The organism is Paraburkholderia susongensis, from assembly GCF_900177725.1.
In the GTDB taxonomy this organism is placed as follows: Bacteria; Pseudomonadota; Gammaproteobacteria; order Burkholderiales; family Burkholderiaceae; genus Paraburkholderia; species Paraburkholderia susongensis.
Map to the genome: position 1 here is coordinate 1,086,763 of NZ_FXAT01000001.1, position 22,250 is coordinate 1,109,012.

The window sequence follows — 22,250 nt, forward strand, 5'->3', positions numbered from 1 at the left end:
AAACGGCGCAGAGGCATCAGAGCTTCCCCGGCATCGCATCGACTTACGTTCCGAACTACGCGTCAACTCCCACCACACGTTTGACAGTTGTATGCTGCAACTCGATACTTGCCCTGCGGTGATAGAAGCAGAAGCACCACCTCGCCGGGCTCCGCAGTGACGCTCGATGAATACTCGAAAGTCGTGTTATAGAGCACTGCGATTCCCTTCACGTCGGGCGGAGCTGTAGCCTTCCGATCCGCTGGTTGGGCGCCCACAAATTTCCGGGTTAAGACACGTCCGCGCGGACTACGTTGGGAATATAGCAACTGCGCGAATTCGCTCGAACTATACGAGTCTTTCGCCTCTTGGCCCAACTCGGCATACGCCTTGTCCCATTCCTGATTGTCCAAGTAAGTTAGCCAGTGAGCCGCAAAGCTATTGGGACTCTCCGAAGGTTGCCGCCATACCAATTGCGTTGGTACGCCGTGTCGATTCGTGTGACCGGCGTCTGATGACCCGGAAGGGCTAGCGAGCATCTTGTCCTTCAGGCTGTTCAAAACATCTATGCGACACTCTTGAGCATCGTGCAATGCCTTTCCGACATCTGCCTGCACGAGCCCCTTGTAATCTGACAATGAATACTTCGCGCCCGCGTTGAAGCCGAGGTCGCCGACGAACTTAAGAAGGCGAGACAACTGAGCCTGCCCGTTTGCATCGAGCGTAATGTTCTGTTGACTATCTGATGTGGAAATATCGTTACAGATTTCGTGCGCAAACTCGTCAATTGCGTGCAGCGCTTTCTCTTGACGCTCGAGCGTTTGGTCGGTCGCCCCCTCGCCTCGCGCCAAAGTTGCGAGGAATGCCAAGGCGATGCAAAAACACAATCGACCAGTTCTCATTGATAATCCGCCTTTCCGTTTACACAATGCGACATAACGGCAACGTATCGAAAATCTTGATACCAATGCTCGCTGGTGCGTGCGCCTACATTCAACGGCAGGACACCCTCAACTCGACGCGTTCTGCGCAGCGAGATTGTCTGCCGCGAAACATTCTGTTACAGTTCTATCCAGCTCGCGGATAGATTTTTTGCCATGAATCATGGCATGTGAAATAAAAGTTCCGGGATTTGCTCCTCGGATTTCCTCTGCATTATCCGAATTGCGCCGTTTGCGTAAGAGTATCCGCGAGCCACTTCCTCTGAGACATATGTCAAGTCTTCAAAAGCTTAAGGCTGCTGCCGCTCGGCGTGACCTCGCTATTATTCTGGATGTCTCGCCACGAAATCTCGCGTACATTCTTTATAAGACCGCACCAGATACAAAATATACGCGCTTCACAATCCCCAAACGGCATGGTGGAGAACGAGAAATTTTGGCCCCATCCTTAGGGCTGAAACTCGTTCAGCAAAAGCTAGCATCTGTTCTGCAAGACTGCAGTGACGAAATCGCCCTATCCCACGTTAAGCCTGGAAATGGACGGCGGCACGGAATTGCTCACGGATTCAAGAGGCATCACACAATCATGACGAATGGACGAGTACATGTCACTCGTCGGTTTGTCTTCAACGCAGATTTACACGATTTCTTTGGCACGATTAACTTCGGACGGGTACGCGGATTTTTTATCAAAGACCGCAACTTTGCATTGCACCCCGACGTTGCCACGGTCATTGCTCAGATAGCGTGCTTCGAGAACAAGCTTCCACAGGGTAGCCCATGTTCGCCGGTAATCTCTAACCTGCTCGCCCATCCGATGGATATCTTGCTTTCCAGCTTGGCGGCAAAGCACAGCGCAAGTTATACGAGATATGCCGATGACCTCACATTCAGTACGAACAATCCGACGTTCCCTCCCGAGATAGCAGCCCTTAACGGCGACCATACGTGGGTTCCGGGAGCGGAGCTTGACCGGTTGGTCAGCAGAAGCGGGTTTGCGTTCAATCCGTCCAAAACGCGGTTGCAATATCGTGATTCACGACAAGAGGTCACTGGTCTTACGGTCAATCAGAAAGTAAATGTCCCTGCGACCTATCGATACACAGTACGTGCGATGGCGCACAGCCTTTTTACAACGGGAGCATTTGAATTCGTCTACAAGAAGAGGGACACCAACGGGACCATCATTCTTGAAAATCGCAAGGCTGGAGAGAACAAGCAACTCCTTGGCATGCTCTCCTACATCGACCATGTGGATCGATTCAATCACAAGTTAGCCATAGAAAATGGTCGTGAGTTTGAGAGCACCGCCGGTCGAGTGGCGTTGTTCAGACGCTTTCTCTATTTCGACCTCTTCTACGGTCTCCGTGAACCTATCATCGTTTGCGAAGGTAAGACGGATAACGTGTACCTACGTTGTGCGATGAAGGCGCTATCAGCAACGTACCCCAGCCTAGTTGAGGCAGGCGCGCCGCCAAAATTAAAAGTCCGCTTCTATAAGTATGCTGAGACGCGTACCGGGGAGATCACCGAGCTAACTGGTGGTGTCGGGGGAATATGCAAGCTTCTCAAACACTATCATACAGACGTGCAACATTGTTTTAAGGCTCCTGCACCGCGCTTCCCTGTCATTGTCTTGATAGATAACGACAAGGGCGCGCATAGTGTCTATGAAGCAATTGCCGGAATTACTAAAAAGAAAAAACCTCAGGGGCTAGCCGATTTTATACATGTTACGAGCAACCTATACGTCGTTCCAACGCCACGCGGGCCCAACAATAGCGAGACCGCGATTGAAGATTTTTTCGATGAAGCTACATTGAAAGAAGAGCTTAATGGCAGGAAATTTGACCGAAGCAACCATACTGATGACAAGCCTGGTTTCTACGGAAAGGGCCATTTCGCTCGAGACGTCGTGGCAAAAAAAGCCGGAACTATCAACTTCGATGGATTTACAGCCATCTTGGATAGGATAATAAAAGTGACAGACGACTATCAGGCGAAGCTCGCGAAGCCCTAACAATTCGGTAAGTTACTATCGAGACACGATTAATCTATTGCTTGTAGATATTTTGCACCCATCTGTTTGCTGGGAAGAACTGCTTTAGACGAATGAGGCACCATTATCGAGACTGGTCGATGGTCTGCTGTCGGAGCGTATGCGAGCCGCACTGCACGCGGGGTTCGTTCACGACTCGACGAATGGTGAACCGCTTCATGCTTCGTCAGGCCAGTATGTCTTCGAGATAACCCTCAACGATTCTCATTGAAGGCATCGGTTTATTTTGTAGAGCCAGTCGAGAGTCGCAAGTCACTTCTTGAATTTTTGAAACGATACGACATCGGCCACACTGGCACTGGCTCGACGCTCAGTAGTATCGCTAGACCTTGCTGATCGAAGGGTCGCTAACTCTACTACTTGAGCTGGCGCAGTAAAGTAATTCATGCGCAGCCCGCAGAGCTTCTCCACATCACGAGGTGAATATCCCAAGTGACGTGCGATGCTTTCGACTGGCAAAATTCCTTCATTGATCAGCAGTTCCACCGTGCGTCGTAACAAGCGCGGTTCCTCAGGCTCCCATTTTTCGTCGCCCGGTTCTGCCTTGGATCCCCAACGGGCGGAACGTCGCTTGAAGAGCGTCAACTTATCTTCATCACTAAGCAAGCCAAGTGCGTGCAAGCGCATCATCATTGCCGCCACAGACGCGCCCCAGCGCTGCTTGAGGATGAGCAGATTGTCTAGGTTTGTAGGCACCCGAACTTCACTAGCAAACGTTTCCGCTGGGAGCAAGAGCGCACCTGCAAATCGATGCGCTTGTTTTTCCAACTGGTTATAACGGTCGCGCTCTTCAGCTCTCGGTATGTGCTTATGCAAAATGAGATGCCCGATTTCGTGGGCCAAATCAAATCGACTGCGGAAAGCATTGGCTTTGTCAGCAGACAGAAACACAATGGGCCGCCCAAGCAGTTCGCTCCAACTTGAAAGACCTTCAATAGCCGATATTTCAGTTTCTTCGCGAATGACTAGGACGCCAGCACTTTCAGCAGCCAGAGCAAGGTTCTGCACGGGACCTCGGCCCAATTGCCAAAGCGCGCGACATTCCTCAGCCGCAGCCTCGATATCGGCGTCGCTGATCTGCTCGGGGTCCTGAAACGTGCGCACGGGAAGGTTGACTTTCGGATAGTCCACGTAGTCGCCCAAGAGAACGGCAATCTCTTGCGTCCATTCGGTCCGAGCCTCCAGCTTGGCGCGAGCGGCCTTTAAGGCCGATGCATTGCTGCGATAAAGTGGCTTAGAGACAGGCCGTAACATGGCACGTGTGAGCCATTCCGGCTGCACGTTGAGTACAGACGCAAGCCGCTCAAACGTATTCGCTTCGGGAGCTTGATCGCCTTTACACCATTTGGTGACAGTCGGCGCCGCAACGCCAACCAAGCTTGCCAGCTGGCCCTTCGTCAGCCCACGAGCCGCAAGCGCTTGTTCAAGCCTTGCGGGTTGAAGATCTTTAATTCCCTTCGTCATTGCCAGTTTGCTTCTTGGGTTGTGTCTTGAGTTTGGGCTTAGCGTTGTCGGGCTGCTCGGCCGTGTTCGTTTGCTCGTATAGGCTCAAGAATTCCGTCAGAGATTTCATGTACAACCAAGACTTCATATTGGCCGCCGGGAGGGCCAATTTGACCTGAGTCAGCTGAGCGACGCCATTCGCGTCGACACCATCCATAACACCGAGAATGAAGATGGTGCCAGCCGTGGTGTCTGACGCTTCATTGAACAAGTCACGCTGCACGTATTTGCGCTCGATGCTCTGATTGATTTCAGCCAACTTCTTTCGCGTCGCACTCCGCCGCAGATTGACCCACTGGTGTCCGGGAACGTTGAGCCGGGCGACGTGGAAGATACCCCACCGCCCCACAACCAGACGCGTGCCGCGGAGCGGAGTCGGGTCTGCGCCGTGAGCGAGCAAGGCTTCGTGGAAGGACTCATTGATGTAGAAGTGCTTCACCGAGCCAACGGCAGAAGGGCGATGCCCTTGCGCAAACCCAGACGCTTGGGTGCGCGCCTTTGCGTCACCATTGTGATATGCATCCTCACAAGCCATCAGCGCATCGCGCGGAATGTTTTGGACGATGAGTTGTTCCAGTGCTTCAATACTATCAGCGGGCGAAGTCGCCATACATGACACACCGTAGATTGTTTTCCAGTAACGCGAATTCTATCATTAAAAGTTTCGTGTTCAACGTAAGGCCTCCAAATTTTCGTCTGTGTGAGCGCGTTACGAAGATATTAGCGGCGATGCCAGCAAGAATTTCCGAAGTGCATACACTTTTCACCCCACTTCACACGCCCCCACCTCCCCAAATCCCTCAAACCCCTGTAAAATCGTGCGCTCTGCGGGCGTCGTATAATGGTAATACCCTAGCTTCCCAAGCTAGAGCCGTGGGTTCGATTCCCATCGCCCGCTCCACATCTCTCTCCTGCCGTGTTCCGGTGGTTTCTACGGAACCTTGAATTCAAGGGGTTTTTCACCCTTTTGAGTTCCAAACACCCCTAAGTTTCAAACACGTCTTTCAGGCCAGCGAGGGTACCGCTAGCCTTCACCAGTCGCGATATACGCGCGATATCCCCACACCAGTCCTGATTCGCCGCGGTTACCGCGAAACCCTGGCTCAGCAGGTTCGGTGCCGCGACAAGCCACGCTTCGAACAGGTCAACGCCTGAAGATTTCCTCGAGATCGACCTCGTCGGATGCGCCTTCGAGTTTCATGCTGCTCTGGATGTGGTCCAGGTGTTCGAGCATCAGGCGCTCGGCGCGTGCCGCATCGCGCTTCGCGATGGCATCGATGATCTGCGAGTGCTCGTCGGCGCGGCAACTGGTCGCCGTGGGAGCGTCGTAGAGCACGATCATCAGGCAGGTCAACACGGAAAGCTCGCGCATGCTGCGCGCGAGTGCCGAATTGCCCGCGAGTTCCGCAGCCAGCGAATGGAACTCCCCGGACAGCCGCACCACGGCGCGGTTGTCTTCCCGCTGGCGGGCATCGACCTCCAGATCATTGTGTTGAGACAGCCGGGCCAGCTTTTCCGGTGTCAGCGTCGCAATCAGCCGGCGCAGCACGGCCGGCTCGATCAGTCTGCGCGCCTCGAACACATCGCGGGCCTGCTCGATCGTCGGCTTGGCCACGTACGCCCCCCGCTGCGGAACGAGTTCGACGATCTGCTCGTGCGCAAGCCGCGCAAGCACCTCGCGGATGCGCGCGCGGCTGACGTCGAAGATTTCGGCCAGCCGCTCCTCGGCGAGCTTCGTGCCTGGATGCAGGCGATGTTCGAGGATCGCGACGTAGATACGTTCGTAGATCTCGTCGTGTGTGCTGTCGCGTTGCAAGCGGGTTCGTGCGGCGGCCTTGCGGCCAGGTTGGGTCGGCATGTCCAGTTCGAGTGTGGCTGGCAGGTCATTGCCAAAGTTACGCGGATCATACATTCCCGCCGAATGAGTGTCGACATTAGTGTTAACACTTCTTCTGTCTACATCGATGTTGACTATCATGTCGACAAGACACTCACCCTGAATTCCGGCCGATCCGCCCGGGGAATTCCAAACGCAAGGACACATTCATGACAGCGCCCCGCCTCGATCTGGTGATTCGCAACGCTCGCGTCGCGACGGCCAGCGACACCTACGATGCCGACATCGGCATTACCGCTGGCCGCATCGTGCAGCTCGGCGCCGGCTTGCCGGAAGGCGCGCGCGAGATCGACGCGGCCGGCCGTGTCGTGACGCCGGGCGGCGTCGACGCCCACTGCCATCTCGATCAGCCGATGGCGCCACCGCTGCGCATGGCGGACGACTTCGATACCGGCACCCGTGCCGCGGCATGCGGCGGCACGACCACGGTGATCCCGTTCGCCGCGCAGGAAAAGGGCCAATCCTTGCGCGCGGCGGTAGCCGACTACCATCGCCGCGCCGAAGGCAAGGCGCACACCGATTACGCGTTTCACCTGATCGTCAGCGACCCGACGCCGGAAGTGCTGAACGAGGAACTGCCCGCGCTGATCCGCGAGGGCTACACGTCGTTCAAGATCTACATGACCTACGACGACCTCAAGCTCGACGATGGCCAGATCCTCGACGTGCTGGCGGTCGCGCGGCAGCACGGCGCGATGGCGATGATCCACGCCGAGAACGCCGATTGCATCGAGTGGCTGACGAAGCGGCTCGAAGCGGCCGGCCGCACAGCGCCGCGCTTTCATGCGCATGCGCGCCCGATGCTGGTGGAGCGCGAGGCCACGCACCGCGCGATCTCGCTGGCCGAACTGGTCGACGTGCCGATCCTCATCGTGCATGTGTCCGGCCGCGAGGCGGTCGAGCAGATCCGCTGGGCGCGCGCGCAAGGCCTGACGGTCTACGCCGAGACCTGCCCGCAGTACCTGTTTCTCACCGCGGCCGATCTCGGCGTCGACGACGGCTACCACGGCGCGAAGTGCGTCTGCAGCCCGCCGCCGCGCGACAAGGCCAACCAGGACGTGATCTGGAATGGCCTCAACGACGGACTGTTCAGCGTGTTCAGTTCGGACCACGCGCCGTTCCGCTACGACGCGCCCGAAGGCAAGAAACCAGACGGCGAGGAGGTGGCGTTCCGCCACATTCCGAACGGCATCCCGGGTCTCGAGACGCGCCTGCCGCTGCTGTATTCCGAGGGCGTGCTCGGCGGCCGCATGACGCTCAACCGCTTCGTCGAACTCACCGCGACGAATCCCGCCAAGGCCTATGGCCTGCATCCGCGCAAAGGCACGATCGCGATCGGCAGCGACGCCGATCTGGTGATCTGGGACGAGCGCGAACTCGTGCTGCGCAATGCCAACCTGCACCACGCGGTCGACTACACCCCGTATGAAGGCCGGACCTTGCGCGCCTGGCCTGCCGTGACGCTGGTCGACGGCGAGGTGGTCTGGGATGGGCACTTCCATCCGCGCGCTGGCCGCGGACGCTTCCTGCCCTGCGGTGAGCCGACGCTGGCGCCGAACCCGCGGCGCGCCTGAATTTCGCGCAGGCCGCCCCCGAGCCTCGCTTCGTTTCCAGCCCTTTCGCTGTCTCACGACTGATGCCCGAGCATCACACAGGAGAAGTCACCTTGGATACAGACCACAAATTTCTGGCCGGGCTGGACCCAACGGGCCGGCTCTATAACGAAGACCTGGCTCCCGCCACAGAACGGAAGTGGACTTCGTACAGCTTCTTCGCCGTCTGGATGTCGGCCATCCACAACATCGGCACCTACACCTTCGTGGCCGGCCTGTTCGTCATCGGCCTCACGGGGTGGCAGGTGCTGGCGTCGATTCTCATCGGAACCGGCATCCTGTTCTTCGGCATGAACTGGGCCGGCAAGATGGGCCAGCAGACTGGCGTGCCGTTTCCGGTCATGGCGCGAATCAGCTTCGGTATCTGGGGGGCCAACCTTCCGGCGCTCATCCGCGCCGTCATCGCCATCTGCTGGTATGGCATCCAGACCTATCTGGCATCTACTGCCGTGGTGGTCCTGCTCCTTCGCATCGATCCGGGCTTGCAGCACTGGCAGGACCAGAGCTTCGTCGGCCTGTCGTACCTCGGCTGGGCCTGCTTCGTCCTGCTCTGGGTCCTGCAGTTGCTGGTCATCACGCGCGGTATGGAAGCGGTGCGTCGTTTCCAGGACTGGGCGGGGCCGATCGTCTGGGTGGTCATGGTCGCCATGGCCGTCTGGCTCTTCGCGATGGCGGACTGGCATATTCCGATGAGTCTTTCCGTCAAACCGCTGGCAGGCGGCGACGCCATCCGCGGCATTCTGACGGGGGCGTTCCTGCTCGTGGCGACCTACGCCACCATGCTGCTGAACTACTGCGACTTCACGCGTTTCTCGCGGTCGGAGCGCGCGGTCGTGGTGGGCAATTTCTGGGGGATTCCGATCAACTTCGCCGCGTTCGCCGCCATCAGCATCACGATGACGATCGGCACCGTCGTGGTCTTCGGTCACGCCATCAGCGATCCCGCGCTGATCCTCGCGAAGGTGCCGAACACCTTCGTGCTGACGGTCGGCGCCCTGATGTTCATCGTGGCGACGATCGGGGTCAACGTGGTGCTCAATTTCGTGTCGCCCGCCTACGATCTCGCCAACGTGTGGCCGAAGCGGATCACGTTCCGCCGCGGCGGCATCATCAGCGCAGTGCTAGCGCTGATGGTCATGCCGTGGAATCTGTACTCCAACCCGATCGTCGTGAACTACTTCCTTGGCGGACTCGGCGCCTTCCTGGGGCCGATCTTCGGGATCATGGCGGTCGACTACTTCCTCGTTAATCGCGGCATCATCAACATCCGCGATCTTTACCGCTCCGACGAGGCCGGCGAATACTACTTCCGCAACGGGGTCAACCCCAAAGCCATCGCCGTTTTCGTGCCCACGGCCGCCGTGGCGGCGGTGGTTGCGCTCTTGCCGGCGCTGTCGGCCATAGCCGCCTTCTCGTGGCCGATTGGCCTGCTGAGCGCTGCCGCGGCCTATTTTCTGGTGATGGGAGGCGCCAGAAAATCATCCGTTGACGCAGTGGGGGCGAAAGGCGGATTCGGCTCGCTCGAATAGGCACCGCAATCGAACGATGCATGCTGCAACCAGTGCCGCGCAATCTGGTCACGCCTCGCAAACCAGGCACCGCCGCGCTTGACCATGTGCTCGAGCATCTGTTGCAGCGCTCCGATCCGTCCGGGGCGCCCCAACATGCGCAGGTGCAGTCCGATCGATAGCATCTTCGGCTGCGTGCGTCCTTCCTCCCATAGCCAGTCGTAGGCGTCGGCAACATAGCCGGCAAAGTCGGCCGCCCGCACGAAGCGGCTGGAATGCTGGAATTGCATGTCGTTGGTGTCGAATGCGTAGGGCAATAGCACGTAAGGACGATCGCCCGTTCGCAAGGTCACCGGCAGGTCGTCGCCGTAAAAATCGCTGTCATACAGAAAGCCTCCTTCCTCCATCAGCAGCCGGCGCGTATTGGGCGACGAGGCCGACCGGGTATGCCAGCCCACCGGCCGATGCCCCGTTGCCGACGCAATGGCGCGCACGGTGCGCGCGATCGCCCGACGCTCTTCCGCTTCGCTCATCGACACATGGCTTTCCCAGCGCCAGCCATGCGCCGACACCTCATGTCCGAGCGCCACGGCGTCGCGCGCGAGCGACGGAAGGCGCTCGATGGCTTGCCCGCACGCACTGACGGTCACCGGCACACCGTAACGGGCGAATACCGCCATGATGCGATGCCAGCCCGCCCGGATGCCGTAGTCGAAATGGCTTTGCAGGCACGGATCCGGAAACCGCTCGATCCGGTCGACGACTTCATAGACCGCCTCGTTACGCGCGTCCCCCTCGCCAATCGCGAATTCGGCCCCCTCTTCCAGGTTCACCACGAACGACACGGCGACCCGGGTGTCGCCGGGCCAATGCGGATGGGGGAGATGCTTACCGTATCCCAGCAGGTCCCGCTCGATCTCCATAGCTTCTCCTCGTTGTCAGCCACGCGAGCAGTGTGCCTCAGAATTTCAAGAATGTTCAACCATAATCTTAATTTTTGTCGACCAAAATATGGTGAAACGGCTCGCCGGCCATCGTGTGAATGGCGGACAAATCGGGTTGGCTCGCATACAATGCGATCTTCCTTTTCGTCCAACGAGAATTCCGTTCGCCGTGAGACAGCCCCCCCTGGCTAGCCCTTCCAAACAGACCCGACGAGCCCCTGCCAAGATCGATCCGGCGCCGTCTCCGCCATCGCCCGATGCGGGCGACATGACGGATGCACCGCCGGAAACCGAGGAGCGCATGTACCGCTCGATATCCGGCGCCTTGCTCGACGGTAAATTGCGGCCGGGCACGCCGCTGCGCGAGCGCAATCTCGCGGAGGTTTTCGGGGCGACGCGCACGGCGGTACGCAAGGTCCTCGCCCGCCTCGAACGCGAAGGCAAGGTGGAGTTGCGGCAAAACCGCGGAGCATTCGTGCCCCAGCCATCGGTCGAAGACATCCACGCCGTCTACGATGCCCGCCGGGCGGTCGAAGGGGGCATGCTGATGTTGCTCGCCAGCCGGCTCGGCGCGACCCAGTTGCGGGCACTGAGCGCGCACGTCAAACGCGAGGAGGAAGCACACCGCGCCGGTGATCGAGAGGAATCGATACGGCTTGCGGGTGCGTTTCACACCCACTTGACTCGCATGCTGGGCAACGCCGAACTGGAAGCCTTCCTGCAGCGGCTGCTGGCGCGCACCCAGTTGTTCGTCGCGCTTTACGAATCGCACGATCAGTCGAGCTGCGCGCCGGGCGAGCACCGCGCCATCGTGGAGGCACTCGCGCGCGGCGAGGCGTCCGCCGCGGTCAGCACCATGCTGCACCATCTCGATGAAATCGAGGCGCGCATCACCCGCCATGTCACACGGGACGACCAGGAAGACCTGGCCGATATTTTCAACCGCTATTAAAGGGTGCTCCGCATGCGCGTTGCCCTGCTCAACCCCAACGCAAGCCATCACATCACCGAGCGCATGCTTGCCGAGGCGCGAGGCGCCGTGAACGGCGCCTGCGAAATCGTCGGGTACACCAATGCCGACGGCCCGCCCGCCATCCGCTCGCGCGTCGACAATGCCGAGGCCATCGCGGGCCTGCTCAGACTGGCCCGGGCGCATGCGACCCGGGACGTGGATGCGGTTATCCTGGGCGTGTCGATGGACACCGCGCTGGATTCCGTGCGGCAGATGCTGGAAGTACCGGTCGTCGGCACGGCCGAAGCGGCGCTCGCCACGGCCGGCATGCTCGGCGGCAAGATCGGCCTGCTGACGGTGGGCACCGCGCTGACGCCGTTGTATGCCGAACTGGCCGACCACTATGGCTATCGTGCCCGCGTCGCCGGCATTCGCGGCATCGCCGCCCCGGCCGCCTATGGCGCGAAGCTGGCGCCGGAAGTCGCCGCCCTGATGCGCGACGCAGTCGTCTCCCTATGCCGGGACGATGGCGCTGACGTCGTTGTCACTGTCGCCGCGGCACTGTGCGGCTACGTGCCCGAGGTCGCCGCGCAGGCGGAAGTCCCGGTGCTCGACGGCATCGCCTGCGCCGCCGTGCAAGCGCTCTCACTCGCACGCCTGCGGCCCCGCAAGGCGAGCTACGGCAGCTTCGCGCTGCCGCGCCACGACGCCTGACACCGGCGCCCGCGGCCCTCTCCTTCCCCCTCGCTTTCTTTCTCCGCACCGGCACCGGCACGCTCTCGCGCTGGCGCCGATCCATCTATCGCGCTTGATTCGCCGAGCCGCCCGGCTCGCTGCCGCGTGTCGAGTCGCCTCAGAGTCGCATCAATATGCCCGCCAATTTGGTCGACCAAACTAAGCCAAAATAAACGACCACATTTATCTTGACTTTGAATTTTGGTCGACAATAATGGTCGACAATATCAATCACCAAAGACGACCAGGAGACGTTCGCGTCGCTCGCCGCACGCTCGACTGGCCCGCCAGAAAAAAGGACATGTCCATGCAGATTCCGCAGTTCGATATCGCCTTCACCCATGCCACGTTGCTGACCGCCAACGCGGCCCAGCCGGAATTGCGCGATGCCACGATCGCCATCGCCGATGGCCGGATCGCGTGGATCGGGCAGACCCTGCCGGAGCACGCGCAATGCAAGCGCGTCGTGGATGCCAGCGGCAAGGTGATTACCCCGGGCTTCGTGAACGTGCATACGCACTCGATCCTCACGATGGTGCGCGGCGTGGCCGCCGATCTCGGCTTCGCGCCGTCGTATACGCCCGGCATCCCGAAAGGCACGCAGGTCACGCCTGAGCAGGCGCGTGTGCTGGCCCGGCTGGGCGCGCTCGAGGCGCTGATGTTCGGCTCGACGCTGATCGGCGACAACTTCGTGTGCGCCGACGCCACGACCGAAGCCATGGCGGAACTCGGCATGCGCCTCACCCCGAGCTGGCGCATTCACGACGTGGATTTCGGCAAGGTGACCGAAGGCCGCTGGGAATACAGCGCGGACATCGGTCACACGCTTCTGCAGGCGGGCCTCGATCTTGCCGATCGATGGCAGTCACATCCGTTGGTGGATGTGCAGCTTGCGGCGCACGCAGTGGACACCTGCTCCGATGACTTCCTGCGCGAAATCGCAGCGATTTCCAGTGAGCGCGGATTGCGCGTGAACACCCACCTCGGCCAGAGCAAGGTGGAAGTCGAGCGCGTGCTCGCACGCACGGGCAAGTCGTCCACCGAGGTGCTCGATAGCGTCGGTCTGCTCAACGACCGGCTGCTGTGCGGCCATTGCATCTATGTCGGCGACGAGGACATCGTACGGCTGGCGAATGCGGGCGCGCATGTGGTCCACATCCCGAAGTGCAACGCCACGTCGGGACGCCTCGCGCCGATCCATCGCCTCAAGCAGGCGGGCGCGAACATCGCGCTCGCCACCGACACCCAGCATGGCGACATGGTCGAACTGATGCGCTGGGCGCTGATGACGGCGCGCGTGCAGCAAGGCGGCGTCAACGACGACTGGCAACCGCACCACGTGTTCCATATGGCGACGCTCGGCGGCGCCGCCGCGGTGGGCCAGGCCGATCGTATCGGCAGCCTCGAGACGGGCAAGGCCGCCGATCTCGTGATGTTCGATTTCCGCAAGCCGCACCTGACGCCGCACACCAATCCGCTCGGCACGCTGGTCCATACCGGCCAGGGCCGCGACGTGGAGATGGTCTTGGTGAACGGCGAGATTCTGGTGGAAAACGGCATGCCGACCCGTGTCGACATGGGCGAGGTATGTGCCGAAGCCGAACAGGTATGCCAGTCGCTGTGGAATAACGTCTGAGCACCGCGCCCGGAGAATCCGACATGTCCAATGACAAAGCCATTCCGGAACTGGTCGCCTTGACCGCCGCCGAGTTGCGGGCGGGGCTGGCGGCCGGTCACTTCAGCCGCGACGAGGTGAGCGCGCAGTATCTGCGTCATATCGACCGGGTCAATCCGCAACTCAACGCGCTGGTGCGCATCGACCGCGACGCATGGCAACGCGGGCACGTGCACGACGACGCGGCGCTCGGCGGCGTTCCGGTATCGATCAAGGACAACCTTTGGGTCGACGGCTGGACGACGTCCAACGGTTCGCGGCTGTTCCGCGATTTCCGCGCGCCCGAGGATGCGCTCGCAGTGTCACGATTGCGCGCGGCCGGCGCCGTGCTGATTGGCGCCAGCAACTGCTCGGAATTCGCCTGCAAGGGCAACACCACGAACCCGCTGCACGGCGCGACGCGCCACCCGCTCGATCCATCGCGCACGCCCGGCGGTTCATCGGGCGGCGCGGCCGCGGCGGTGGCCGCCGGGCTGTGCGCAGTGGCGCTGGCGACCGATGCGGGCGGCTCCGTGCGGCGCCCCGCGGCGCACGTCGGCGTGGTGGGGTTCAAGCCCACGAGGGGCGTCATCGCGCATGGCCCCGGCTTCGCCGAACCGGTCTACGACAATAGCGTGATCGGCCTCCTCGCGCGCAGTGTGGAAGATGTCTCGCAGACGTTCGAGCCGTTGCTCGGCCAGAACGCTCGCGATCCGCTCAGCGTGTCGCCGGCGATGCTGGCTCCCGTCGTAGCGGGCCGACGGCTGCGCATCGCCTACAGTCCGCGGCTGGGGCTCGACTTCGCGGTCGACCCCGGTGTCGCGCGAGCCGTGGACGATGCCGCGCGACGCCTGAGCGAAGCCGGGCACCGGGTCGAGCTACGCGATCCGCCGTGGCCCGGCAACGTCGACGAGGCTGACCTCATGCCGCTGCAACTGGCCGGCCTCGCGTTGATCTACGGGGACGCATTTCGTCGCGATCCTCACCTGTTCGACCCGGACATCGCCAGCCAGATCGAAGCGGGATTAGCGCTGCCGGCCGTCGCCGTCGCTGCCGCGCTCGAATTGCGCAAACGTCTGTTCACCGCGCTGCGCGAGCTTTTCACGAAGTTCGACTGCCTGCTGACACCGACCACGCCCTGCGTGGCCTGGCCCGTCGAATCCAACGCGCCGCCGGCCATCGAAGGCAAACCGGCGGGCGCGCGTGGGCATGCCGTCTTCACGCCGCTCTTCAACCACACCTACGTACCGGCGTGCTCGATACCGTGTGGCCTCGCCGAACACGATCTGCCCGCCGGCGCGCAGATCGTCGGCCCGATGTATGCCGACCGCACGGTATTGCAACTGGCGGCGGAACTCGAAGCGTTACAGGGTCATGCGTTCCGCCGCCCGGTGGTGGCGCTGTCGACGAACCCTTGATGCGGTAGCACAGACGTGGTGGCTGGCCGTTTCCATGTTCACGGTCATGGCCTGCCGCGCGACAGACTCTTCTACACCAGGCGGCAAGACCGTCAGCCTGCCGGGTGTCCTCGCTGAACCAACAGACCTCGATAGAGGCGAATATTTCGATGGAGGAGCACACCATGCAGGAAGCACAAGTCACCCGACGAAGCAGCCGGTTGAAAGTCGCTGTCGCCGGGCTGATCGGCACAAGTCTGGAGTTCTACGATCACTTCATCTACGGTGCGGCGGCCGCGCTCGTCTTTCCGAAGATATTTTTTCCTCAGGACGATCCGAAGATCGCGCTGATCCTGTCGCTGCTGACCTACGGGCTCGCCTTCGCCGCCCGTCCGCTGGGTGCCGCGCTCTTCGGTCACTTCGGGGATCGCATCGGACGCAAGCTGATCCTGATGCTGACCCTGGTGATGATGGGCTCGGCCACTTTCCTGATCGGCGTGCTGCCCACCTATGCCAGCCTCGGACGTTGGGCCGCAGGGCTGCTGTGCCTGCTGCGCCTGCTGCAAGGCATCGCGCTCGGCGGCGAATGGGGCGGCGCGGCACTGATGGTCAGCGAAACCGCGGGTAAGAGCGACGCGCGTAAAGGCTTTCTGGGCAGCATGGTGCAGGTGGCGGCGCCGATCGGCTTTCTGCTCGCCAACGGCGTGTTCGCACTGGTCACGAATGCGGTTTCCGACGAAGCCTTTCTGGCATGGGGCTGGCGCATTCCGTTTCTGGCTAGCTCGCTGCTGGTCTTCGTCGGCATCTACATCCGGCGCACCATCGACGAGTCGCCGGAATTTCTCGCCAGCCAGAAAAGCGAGCCTCAAAAGGAAGAACGTGCGCCGCTCGCGGAAGTGTTCCGGCACCATCGCGGCAAGTTGCTCGTGGCAATCGGTTCGCGCGCGGGCAGCGACATCGCGTTCTACATCTTCTCCCTGTTCCTGCAGATCTATCTGGTCAGGCGTGGCCTGCCCAAGTCGCTGGCGCTGGAGGCCGCCGTGCTGGCCGCGTTCTCGCAGATCCTGGGCATCCCGCTGTTCGGCTATCTCTCCGATCGCATCGGGGCGCGCCGGTTGCTGATCGCCGGTTCGATCTGCGGTGCGCTGTGGTCGTTCGTCTTCTTCCGCATGGTCGACACCGGCATACCGTCGCTCGTCATCGCCGCCTCGATGATCGGCCTGTTTATTCACGCCGCCCTATGGGCGCCGCTGGCCACGTTCCTGCCCGCGATGTTTCCGGTACGGGTGCGTTATACGGGAGCCGGCGTGGGCTTCCAGGCGGCCGGCATCGTCGGCGGCGGTCTGGCGCCGGTCATCGCTACCACGCTATTGAACGTCTACCAGACCAGCACGGCGGTGGCGCTGTATGTGGCGATCGGCCTGCTCATCACCGTGGTAGCGGTCTGGGGCGGTTCGCGCGACGCGACCGTCACGCCTGCGCCGCTGGGCGATTCCGCCTGACACCACTTGCCGTTCCCGTTTCGTCGAAACCCAGGCGCCCCGGACGCGGCGGTACTTCCGCGCCGGGCGCTCTCAGGAGCCGTTTTCCATGCGCTTGCTCGTTCTCAATCCCAACATCTCCGACAGCGTTTCAGCGCTGATTTCCGCTGAAGCGAAACGCGCGGCGTCGCCGGGCGTGCTGATCGACGTATTGACCGCGCCGTTCGGCGTGGCCTATATCGAAACCCGGCTGGAGGCGACCATCGGCGCCTACGCCGCCACCTGCATGGCCGCCGATCACCACGCCTCCTACGACGGCGTGATCGTTGCGGCGTTCGGCGATCCGGGACTGCATGGCATCAAGGAGTTGCTGGACAAGCCGGTGGTCGGCCTGACCGAAGCGGCGTTGACGAGTGCCTGCCTGCTCGGGCAACGCTTCTCGATCATCGCGATTTCCAGCCGCATACGGGCATGGTACGCAGAGTGCGTCGCCTATAACGGCTTGACCTCGCGACTGGCCAGCATTCGCGGTCTTGACCAGCCGCTGTCCGATGTCGGTGGCATCCAGCAGGACCACGGAGCAGCGTTGAAACAGCTGTGTCTGCAGGTCGTCGAGCAGGACGGCGCCGATGTCGTCATCCTGGCGGGCGCGCCGCTGGCCGGCCTCGCGCGTTCGCTAAGCGGCACGTTGCCCGTGCCGGTGGTCGACGGCGTCTCGAGCGCGGTTCGCCACTGCGAAACACTCGTCTCGCTTGCACCCGGACGGGTGACAGCAGGCAGCTACGCGCTGCCACCCGCCAAGCCCCATACCGGTTTGCCCGCGGGCCTGGCGGCCTGCCTGGCAGCGGGCCGCCGTCCGGACTGAGTCGCACGCCCGCCTCGCAAGACAAGCTGTACACCCGCGTCTTTCCAACGCGCCAATCAATCCGGCCGGGGGGAAAGACATCCGCATCGATACCGTTGTTGCATCTCTAATTAATTAGGATGACAAATAAAATGAAAGCGCAAAAAGGAGACACACGAATTACCCACCACGCTGCACTGGCTCTTACCGCAAGCCTGGTCAGCGTCAGTGCGCATGCGCAGAGCAGCGTGCAGATTTATGGCATCGTCGACGCAGCCGCCGCTTACGTGAGCAACATCGCCGGACACGCCGCCGTGCAGGAGATTTCCGGCATCATGAACGCCAACCGCCTTGGGCTGCGCGGCAGCGAATCGCTCGGCTCGGGCGTCAAGGCAGTCTTCACGCTGGAAGGCGGCTTCAACATCAACGACGGCTCGATGCTTCAGGGCAGTCCGGGGACGACCCGGTTCTTCGGTCGCCAGTCGTTCGTCGGCCTGCAATTTCCCTGGCTGACGGTCACTGCCGGGCGGCAGTACGACACCATGTTCGACCTGCTCGCCTATTCCGCGGCCCCGTATATGTCATCGTACTGGCTGCGGCCCGGCGTGGCGTCCAACCTGGTCGGAGCGAACGGCAGTTCCGCCGACTTCGACCGGCTCGGCGGCGTGCGGGTCGACAACTCGGTCAAGGCAGTCAGCACACCCATCAACGGTTGGACATTCACCAGCATGTTTGGCCTGGGCGGACAGCCCGGCACGTTGTCCACGGGCAGCACGCTCAGCCTCGGGGCGCGTTATCAGGGCGAGGCGCTGGGCGTGGGCGCGGCGTACACCAATTTCAAGGAACCCAACGGCAGCGGCAACTACGTCACCTGGGGGGCGGGCGCGAGCTACCGCCTGGCCGAACTGTCATTCAATGCGCTCTACACGAATACCCGCTTCACGCCAACGGCCGATAGCGTCCAGGTCGTCGAAGTCGGCGCCCATTACCAGCTCTCGCCGTGGTTGTCCGTCAGCGCTGCGTATGCCTTCATGCTGCCGAACCACGACTCGTCGAATGTGATTATTCGTGGCAATCGCAATCAGTTCGGCGCCTCGATCGATTATGCGTTCTCCAAGCGCACCGACGTCTATGCGGTTGCCATCCGCCAGCAAACGGCAGGCGGCAACCCGGCGCAGATCTTCACGTTGCCTTCGACGGGCATCGGCATGGGAAGCGCTCAAACGTTGGTGGCACTCGGCCTGCGGCATCGCTTCTGAGCGTGTGAGGAACGTCTGGATACCGGCATCGCGTGAACGGGACCCCTCAGCGGCGCATCGGCCCACATCGCGAGTCTGATACAATCCGCTCCCACAGAAGCAGGTTACAGGGGCGCGGTTTACGTGCCCGTTCCTTTAATTGAATCAAGCACTTGCGGTTGACTCCGTGCGGGCGTTCGATGCCCGTCGCCCGCTCCACTTTCCGGCTGAACGTTCAGCGGAATCCAGCAAGAGCCGCCTCCTGAAGGCGGCTTTTTTGTAGTGGCAACGGCCGGCGGAGCGCGACGCGGACCGCACAACGGCAAGCAGCGCACGGCACGGCCCGCCACGCAAGCCGCGAAGCCTTCACCCTTGCAGCAGTAGCACCGACGATGATCCACGATCCAAACGACTCCGGCCTGCCGGACGAACTCCCGACGCCGACCAGCAGCCCTGCGCCTCACGCGGACAGCGCCGGCAGCCCACGCGATACAGACGACGCAGACGACACGGAAGGCGCAACGCCACAAGAAGCGCTGCACCGCCGCCGCATCCGCAGCTTCGTCACGCGCGCGGGCCGCGTGTCCACCGGTCAGCGCCGCGCGCTCGACGAACTCGGTCCGCGCTTCGTGCTGCCCTTCAAGTCAGAGCAGTCCGACTGGAACAGCGTGTTCGGCCGCGAAGCGCCGCACGTGCTCGAAATCGGCTTCGGCATGGGCGCGACCACCGCGGAAATCGCGTCGCAACGCCCCGGCGACGATTTCCTCGGCGTCGAAGTCCACGAGCCGGGCGTCGGCGCATTGCTGAAGCTGATGAGTGAACAGTCGCTGACGAACATCCGCATCATCCAGCACGACGCAGTCGAAGTGCTCGAGCAGATGATCGCGCCGGACAGTCTCGACGGCGTGCACATCTTCTTTCCGGACCCGTGGCACAAGGCGCGCCATCACAAGCGCCGGTTGATCCAGCCGAAGTTCGTCGCGCTGCTCGTGTCGCGTCTGAAGCCGGGCGCCTATCTGCACTGCGCGACCGACTGGCAGAACTACGCCGAACAGATGCTCGAAGTGCTCGGCGCCGAGACGCTGCTCGAGAACACCGCCGACGGCTATGCGCCGCGTCCCGAGTATCGTCCGGTGACGAAGTTCGAGCGGCGCGGCCTGCGGCTCGGCCACGGCGTGTGGGACCTCGTGTTCCGCAAGCGCGGCGCGGCGTGAAGCACGCGGTATAAAGCGCACGGTATAAAGCGCGCGCCGGCGGCAATCTGATTGACCGGCCGCCAACGCAAACCAGCGAAAAGGTCCGCTTACGCGGACCTTTTTTCATGGCGCAAACACAGTGAAGCAGCAAGCCATAGGAATAGCTCGATAGCGCCGAGCCTCAATCCGCCCAGGCCATGTCGCCGCTATAACCGATCAGCAGAATCAGCAAGCCGAAGCCGATCCGATACCACGCGAACACCGTGAAGTCGTGCGACGCGATATAGCGCAACAGCCAGCGCACGCAGATAAACGCGCTCACGAAGGCCGCCACGAAACCAAGCGCGACGCTGCCGAGCGCATCGGTCGATAACAGATGCCAGCCCTTGTACAGCTCGTAGGCGGTCGCACCGAAGATGATCGGAATCGCGAGAAAAAACGAGAACTCAGTCGCGACGCGGCGCTCGAGACCGAACAGCATGCCGCCGATAATCGTCGAGCCCGAGCGCGAGGTGCCCGGAATCAGCGCGAAGCATTGTGCGAGACCGACCTTGAGCGCATCGAGGGCAGTTAGTTCGTCGATACTGCGCACCCGCACCGCCGCGTCGCCGCGCGCACGCTGACGCGCCTCCGCCCACAGGATCACGACGCCGCCCGCCACGAGCGCGAACGCGACCGGCACCGGCGAGAACAGCGCAGCCTTGATCGACTTCTCGAATAGCAGGCCGAGTACGATCGCCGGAATCGTCGCGATGATGACGTTCAGCGTAAAGCGGCGCGCCTCGGGACGGCTCGGCAAGCCCACCACCACGTCGCCGATGCGCCGGCGAAACTCCCAGCACACGGCGAGAATCGCGCCGAGCTGGATCACGACGTCGAAGGTTTTGGCGTGATCGTCGGAGAAATCGAGCAGACTGCCGACCACGATCAGATGCCCGGTGCTCGACACCGGCAGGAATTCCGTCAAACCTTCGACCACGCCGAGAATCAGCGCTTTGCAAGCCAGTAGCCAGTCCATCCGTGCCCCTTATCGCGGTAGGTTGTCGCAACGATCAGGGCCGCACGGTCATCACTGGCGCGCGCGGCTCTGCCGGCCGCGCGTGCATGTCATTTTTCGACGATCTGCACGCGTATGCCGTTTGTAAGGATGGTGATTGTACCGGGTTCGTAATGCACGCCGGCAAATTGCAGTTGTTCGGGCTTGAAGGTGTAGATCGGATAGTTGGTGAGCAACTGCGTCGCGAGCAGCGCGGCCGCGGCGTTGATCTGCTGCGTGTAGGCCTGCGCCTGGCCGTTCACGCTCACGTTGTCGACGTTCGGCGCTTTGAGGATCACCGAGCGGCTGGCCGGATCGTATGCGAGCTCACTCGACAGCGTGAAGACGCCGTCCACCGGCTGCTGCAGGAACGGGCTCGCGAAGCGCGCATCGAGCTTCACCGAAACGCGGTTCGCATCGGGCAGCATGCCCACCACCGGATTGCTCAGCGCGACATCGAACACCTGCGACACCGTGCGCTGATACGGGAACTTGCGCTGCACCGCCTCCTGCACCTGCTGCTGCGAGAACGTGTAGTGCGACGGGATGAATGGAAACGTCGAACTCGCGCAGGCCGCGAGCGAGACCGTGATGCCGAGCGTGACGCCAAGCGCGCTGCAGCCAGTCAGCGCCGCGCGCAGAAAGCGGCGCCGGGCGGGCACTGCGAGTCGAATCATGCGAAATCTCCTGTGGAAGTCTGGTCTGGCGCCTGCCTCGGTTGCCTGGTGCGTTGCATGTGGCGGTGAATGCGGCGGTGAATGCGGTTTAGTGAATGCGATTCGTTGAATACCGGGTTGAACGAGGGTTGAGCGAAGCACACGAAGCGCTACGAATCGCACATCGCTTGCGGCCCAGTTAGCACCTCGAGTTGCGTCAACCATGCGAGCGCTTCGTCGCGGTTCGCGCCGCACATTTCGAGTTGCGGTTGCAGACCCGAACAGCACGCGGGCCGCTCGGGCTGACCGAAGATCGCGCAGCGCAGATCGTCACCGAGTTGCACGCAGCGCACGCCCGCGGGCTTGCCGTGCGGCATACCCGGAATCGGACTCGAAATCGACGGCGCGATACAGCACGCGCCGCAATCGGGGCGGCACGCATGACCGGCCACCTGAAACGGAGACTCGCGCTGCGCCGCGCTTTGCGATTCCGTACCGGCGCTTTCCAATCCTTCCTTCACGTCATTCTTCCTGAACTCGAAACAGGCAACACATTTCCAGACCCGCATTGTGCCACCGCAACTCCGTGCGACCTTTTTACACAATTGGGCCGATAA

The 22,250-nt window shown here is 61.7% G+C and carries 19 protein-coding genes and 1 tRNA gene; 12 read left to right on the plus strand and 8 right to left on the minus strand.

What is annotated here, in order from left to right; genetic code table 11:
- Nucleotides 1–62 precede the first annotated feature (62 nt).
- Nucleotides 63–881, minus strand: a complete 819-nt coding sequence (locus B9Z01_RS04980; protein ID WP_085481093.1) for a DUF4019 domain-containing protein — start codon at nt 879–881, stop codon at nt 63–65.
- 310 nt (nt 882–1,191) lie between these two features.
- On the opposite strand from B9Z01_RS04980, the gene B9Z01_RS04985 reads away from it, so the two are divergent.
- Nucleotides 1,192–2,940 carry a retron Ec67 family RNA-directed DNA polymerase/endonuclease gene (locus B9Z01_RS04985; RefSeq protein ID WP_167387429.1) on the plus strand — a complete coding sequence of 583 codons (1,749 nt, stop codon included), beginning with the start codon at nt 1,192–1,194 and terminating at the stop codon, nt 2,938–2,940.
- A gap of 291 nt (nt 2,941–3,231) precedes the next feature.
- On the opposite strand, the gene B9Z01_RS04990 is transcribed toward B9Z01_RS04985, so the two are convergent.
- Nucleotides 3,232–4,443: an XRE family transcriptional regulator gene (locus B9Z01_RS04990; RefSeq protein WP_085481095.1), complete on the minus strand. Its 1,212-nt coding sequence runs from the start codon at nt 4,441–4,443 to the stop codon at nt 3,232–3,234.
- Nucleotides 4,427–5,092, minus strand: a complete 666-nt coding sequence (locus B9Z01_RS04995) for a hypothetical protein (RefSeq protein ID WP_085481096.1) — start codon at nt 5,090–5,092, stop codon at nt 4,427–4,429. The genes B9Z01_RS04990 and B9Z01_RS04995 overlap by 17 nt, the downstream gene beginning before the upstream one ends.
- A gap of 217 nt (nt 5,093–5,309) precedes the next feature.
- On the opposite strand from B9Z01_RS04995, the gene B9Z01_RS05000 reads away from it, so the two are divergent.
- Nucleotides 5,310–5,383: transfer RNA gene (locus tag B9Z01_RS05000), tRNA-Gly, on the plus strand.
- Between the two features lie 243 nt (nt 5,384–5,626).
- Here the strand turns inward: B9Z01_RS05000 and B9Z01_RS05005 are convergent.
- A complete protein-coding gene (locus B9Z01_RS05005; protein WP_085481097.1) occupies nt 5,627–6,340 on the minus strand; it encodes a GntR family transcriptional regulator in 714 nt (237 codons plus the stop codon).
- 188 nt (nt 6,341–6,528) lie between these two features.
- Between B9Z01_RS05005 and hydA the strand changes: the two genes are divergently transcribed.
- Both hydA and B9Z01_RS05015 read left to right on the plus strand, forming a co-directional pair.
- Nucleotides 6,529–7,953 (plus strand): dihydropyrimidinase, encoded by a 1,425-nt coding sequence (hydA, locus tag B9Z01_RS05010; protein ID WP_085481098.1) that lies wholly within the window; start codon nt 6,529–6,531, stop codon nt 7,951–7,953.
- Between the two features lie 92 nt (nt 7,954–8,045).
- Complete coding sequence (locus tag B9Z01_RS05015; protein WP_208625855.1) at nt 8,046–9,521, plus strand: NCS1 family nucleobase:cation symporter-1; 1,476 nt, start codon at nt 8,046–8,048, stop codon at nt 9,519–9,521.
- On the opposite strand, the gene B9Z01_RS05020 is transcribed toward B9Z01_RS05015, so the two are convergent.
- Nucleotides 9,440–10,423: a polysaccharide deacetylase family protein gene (locus tag B9Z01_RS05020; RefSeq protein WP_085481100.1), complete on the minus strand. Its 984-nt coding sequence runs from the start codon at nt 10,421–10,423 to the stop codon at nt 9,440–9,442. The genes B9Z01_RS05015 and B9Z01_RS05020 overlap by 82 nt on opposite strands.
- A gap of 289 nt (nt 10,424–10,712) precedes the next feature.
- Here B9Z01_RS05020 and B9Z01_RS05025 point away from each other — a divergent pair, with 289 nt between their 5' ends.
- The 8 genes from B9Z01_RS05025 (at nt 10,713) to trmB (ending at nt 19,959) form a co-directional block, all read left to right on the plus strand.
- On the plus strand, nt 10,713–11,396 hold the full coding sequence (locus B9Z01_RS05025; protein WP_167387430.1) for a GntR family transcriptional regulator: 684 nt from the start codon (nt 10,713–10,715) through the stop codon (nt 11,394–11,396).
- Between the two features lie 12 nt (nt 11,397–11,408).
- The gene (locus B9Z01_RS05030; RefSeq protein ID WP_143808813.1) at nt 11,409–12,110 is read left to right on the plus strand and encodes an aspartate/glutamate racemase family protein; all 702 of its coding nucleotides are present in this window, start codon (nt 11,409–11,411) and stop codon (nt 12,108–12,110) included.
- Between the two features lie 328 nt (nt 12,111–12,438).
- Entirely contained in the window at nt 12,439–13,767 is a 1,329-nt protein-coding gene (locus B9Z01_RS05035) for an amidohydrolase family protein (protein WP_085481103.1), read from the plus strand.
- Nucleotides 13,768–13,790: 23 nt separating this feature from the next.
- Nucleotides 13,791–15,203, plus strand: a complete 1,413-nt coding sequence (locus tag B9Z01_RS05040) for an amidase (protein ID WP_085481104.1) — start codon at nt 13,791–13,793, stop codon at nt 15,201–15,203.
- A gap of 164 nt (nt 15,204–15,367) precedes the next feature.
- Nucleotides 15,368–16,684: an MFS transporter gene (locus B9Z01_RS05045; RefSeq protein WP_143808814.1), complete on the plus strand. Its 1,317-nt coding sequence runs from the start codon at nt 15,368–15,370 to the stop codon at nt 16,682–16,684.
- An 88-nt stretch (nt 16,685–16,772) separates the two neighbouring features.
- Nucleotides 16,773–17,528, plus strand: a complete 756-nt coding sequence (locus B9Z01_RS05050) for an aspartate/glutamate racemase family protein (protein ID WP_085481106.1) — start codon at nt 16,773–16,775, stop codon at nt 17,526–17,528.
- 131 nt (nt 17,529–17,659) lie between these two features.
- Nucleotides 17,660–18,766, plus strand: a complete 1,107-nt coding sequence (locus B9Z01_RS05055; RefSeq protein WP_167387431.1) for a porin — start codon at nt 17,660–17,662, stop codon at nt 18,764–18,766.
- A gap of 371 nt (nt 18,767–19,137) precedes the next feature.
- Complete coding sequence (gene trmB, locus B9Z01_RS05060) at nt 19,138–19,959, plus strand: tRNA (guanosine(46)-N7)-methyltransferase TrmB (RefSeq protein ID WP_085481108.1); 822 nt, start codon at nt 19,138–19,140, stop codon at nt 19,957–19,959.
- Between the two features lie 163 nt (nt 19,960–20,122).
- Here the strand turns inward: trmB and B9Z01_RS05065 are convergent, their stop codons facing one another.
- The 3 genes from B9Z01_RS05065 to B9Z01_RS05075 all read right to left on the minus strand — a co-directional run bounded on the left by B9Z01_RS05065 (nt 20,123) and on the right by B9Z01_RS05075 (nt 22,085).
- Nucleotides 20,123–20,959 carry an undecaprenyl-diphosphate phosphatase gene (locus B9Z01_RS05065; RefSeq protein ID WP_085481109.1) on the minus strand — a complete coding sequence of 279 codons (837 nt, stop codon included), beginning with the start codon at nt 20,957–20,959 and terminating at the stop codon, nt 20,123–20,125.
- Nucleotides 20,960–21,048: 89 nt separating this feature from the next.
- Complete coding sequence (locus tag B9Z01_RS05070) at nt 21,049–21,654, minus strand: DUF1439 domain-containing protein (protein WP_085481110.1); 606 nt, start codon at nt 21,652–21,654, stop codon at nt 21,049–21,051.
- A 149-nt stretch (nt 21,655–21,803) separates the two neighbouring features.
- A complete protein-coding gene (locus B9Z01_RS05075; RefSeq protein WP_085481191.1) occupies nt 21,804–22,085 on the minus strand; it encodes a YkgJ family cysteine cluster protein in 282 nt (93 codons plus the stop codon).
- Between the last annotated feature and the right edge of the window lie 165 nt (nt 22,086–22,250).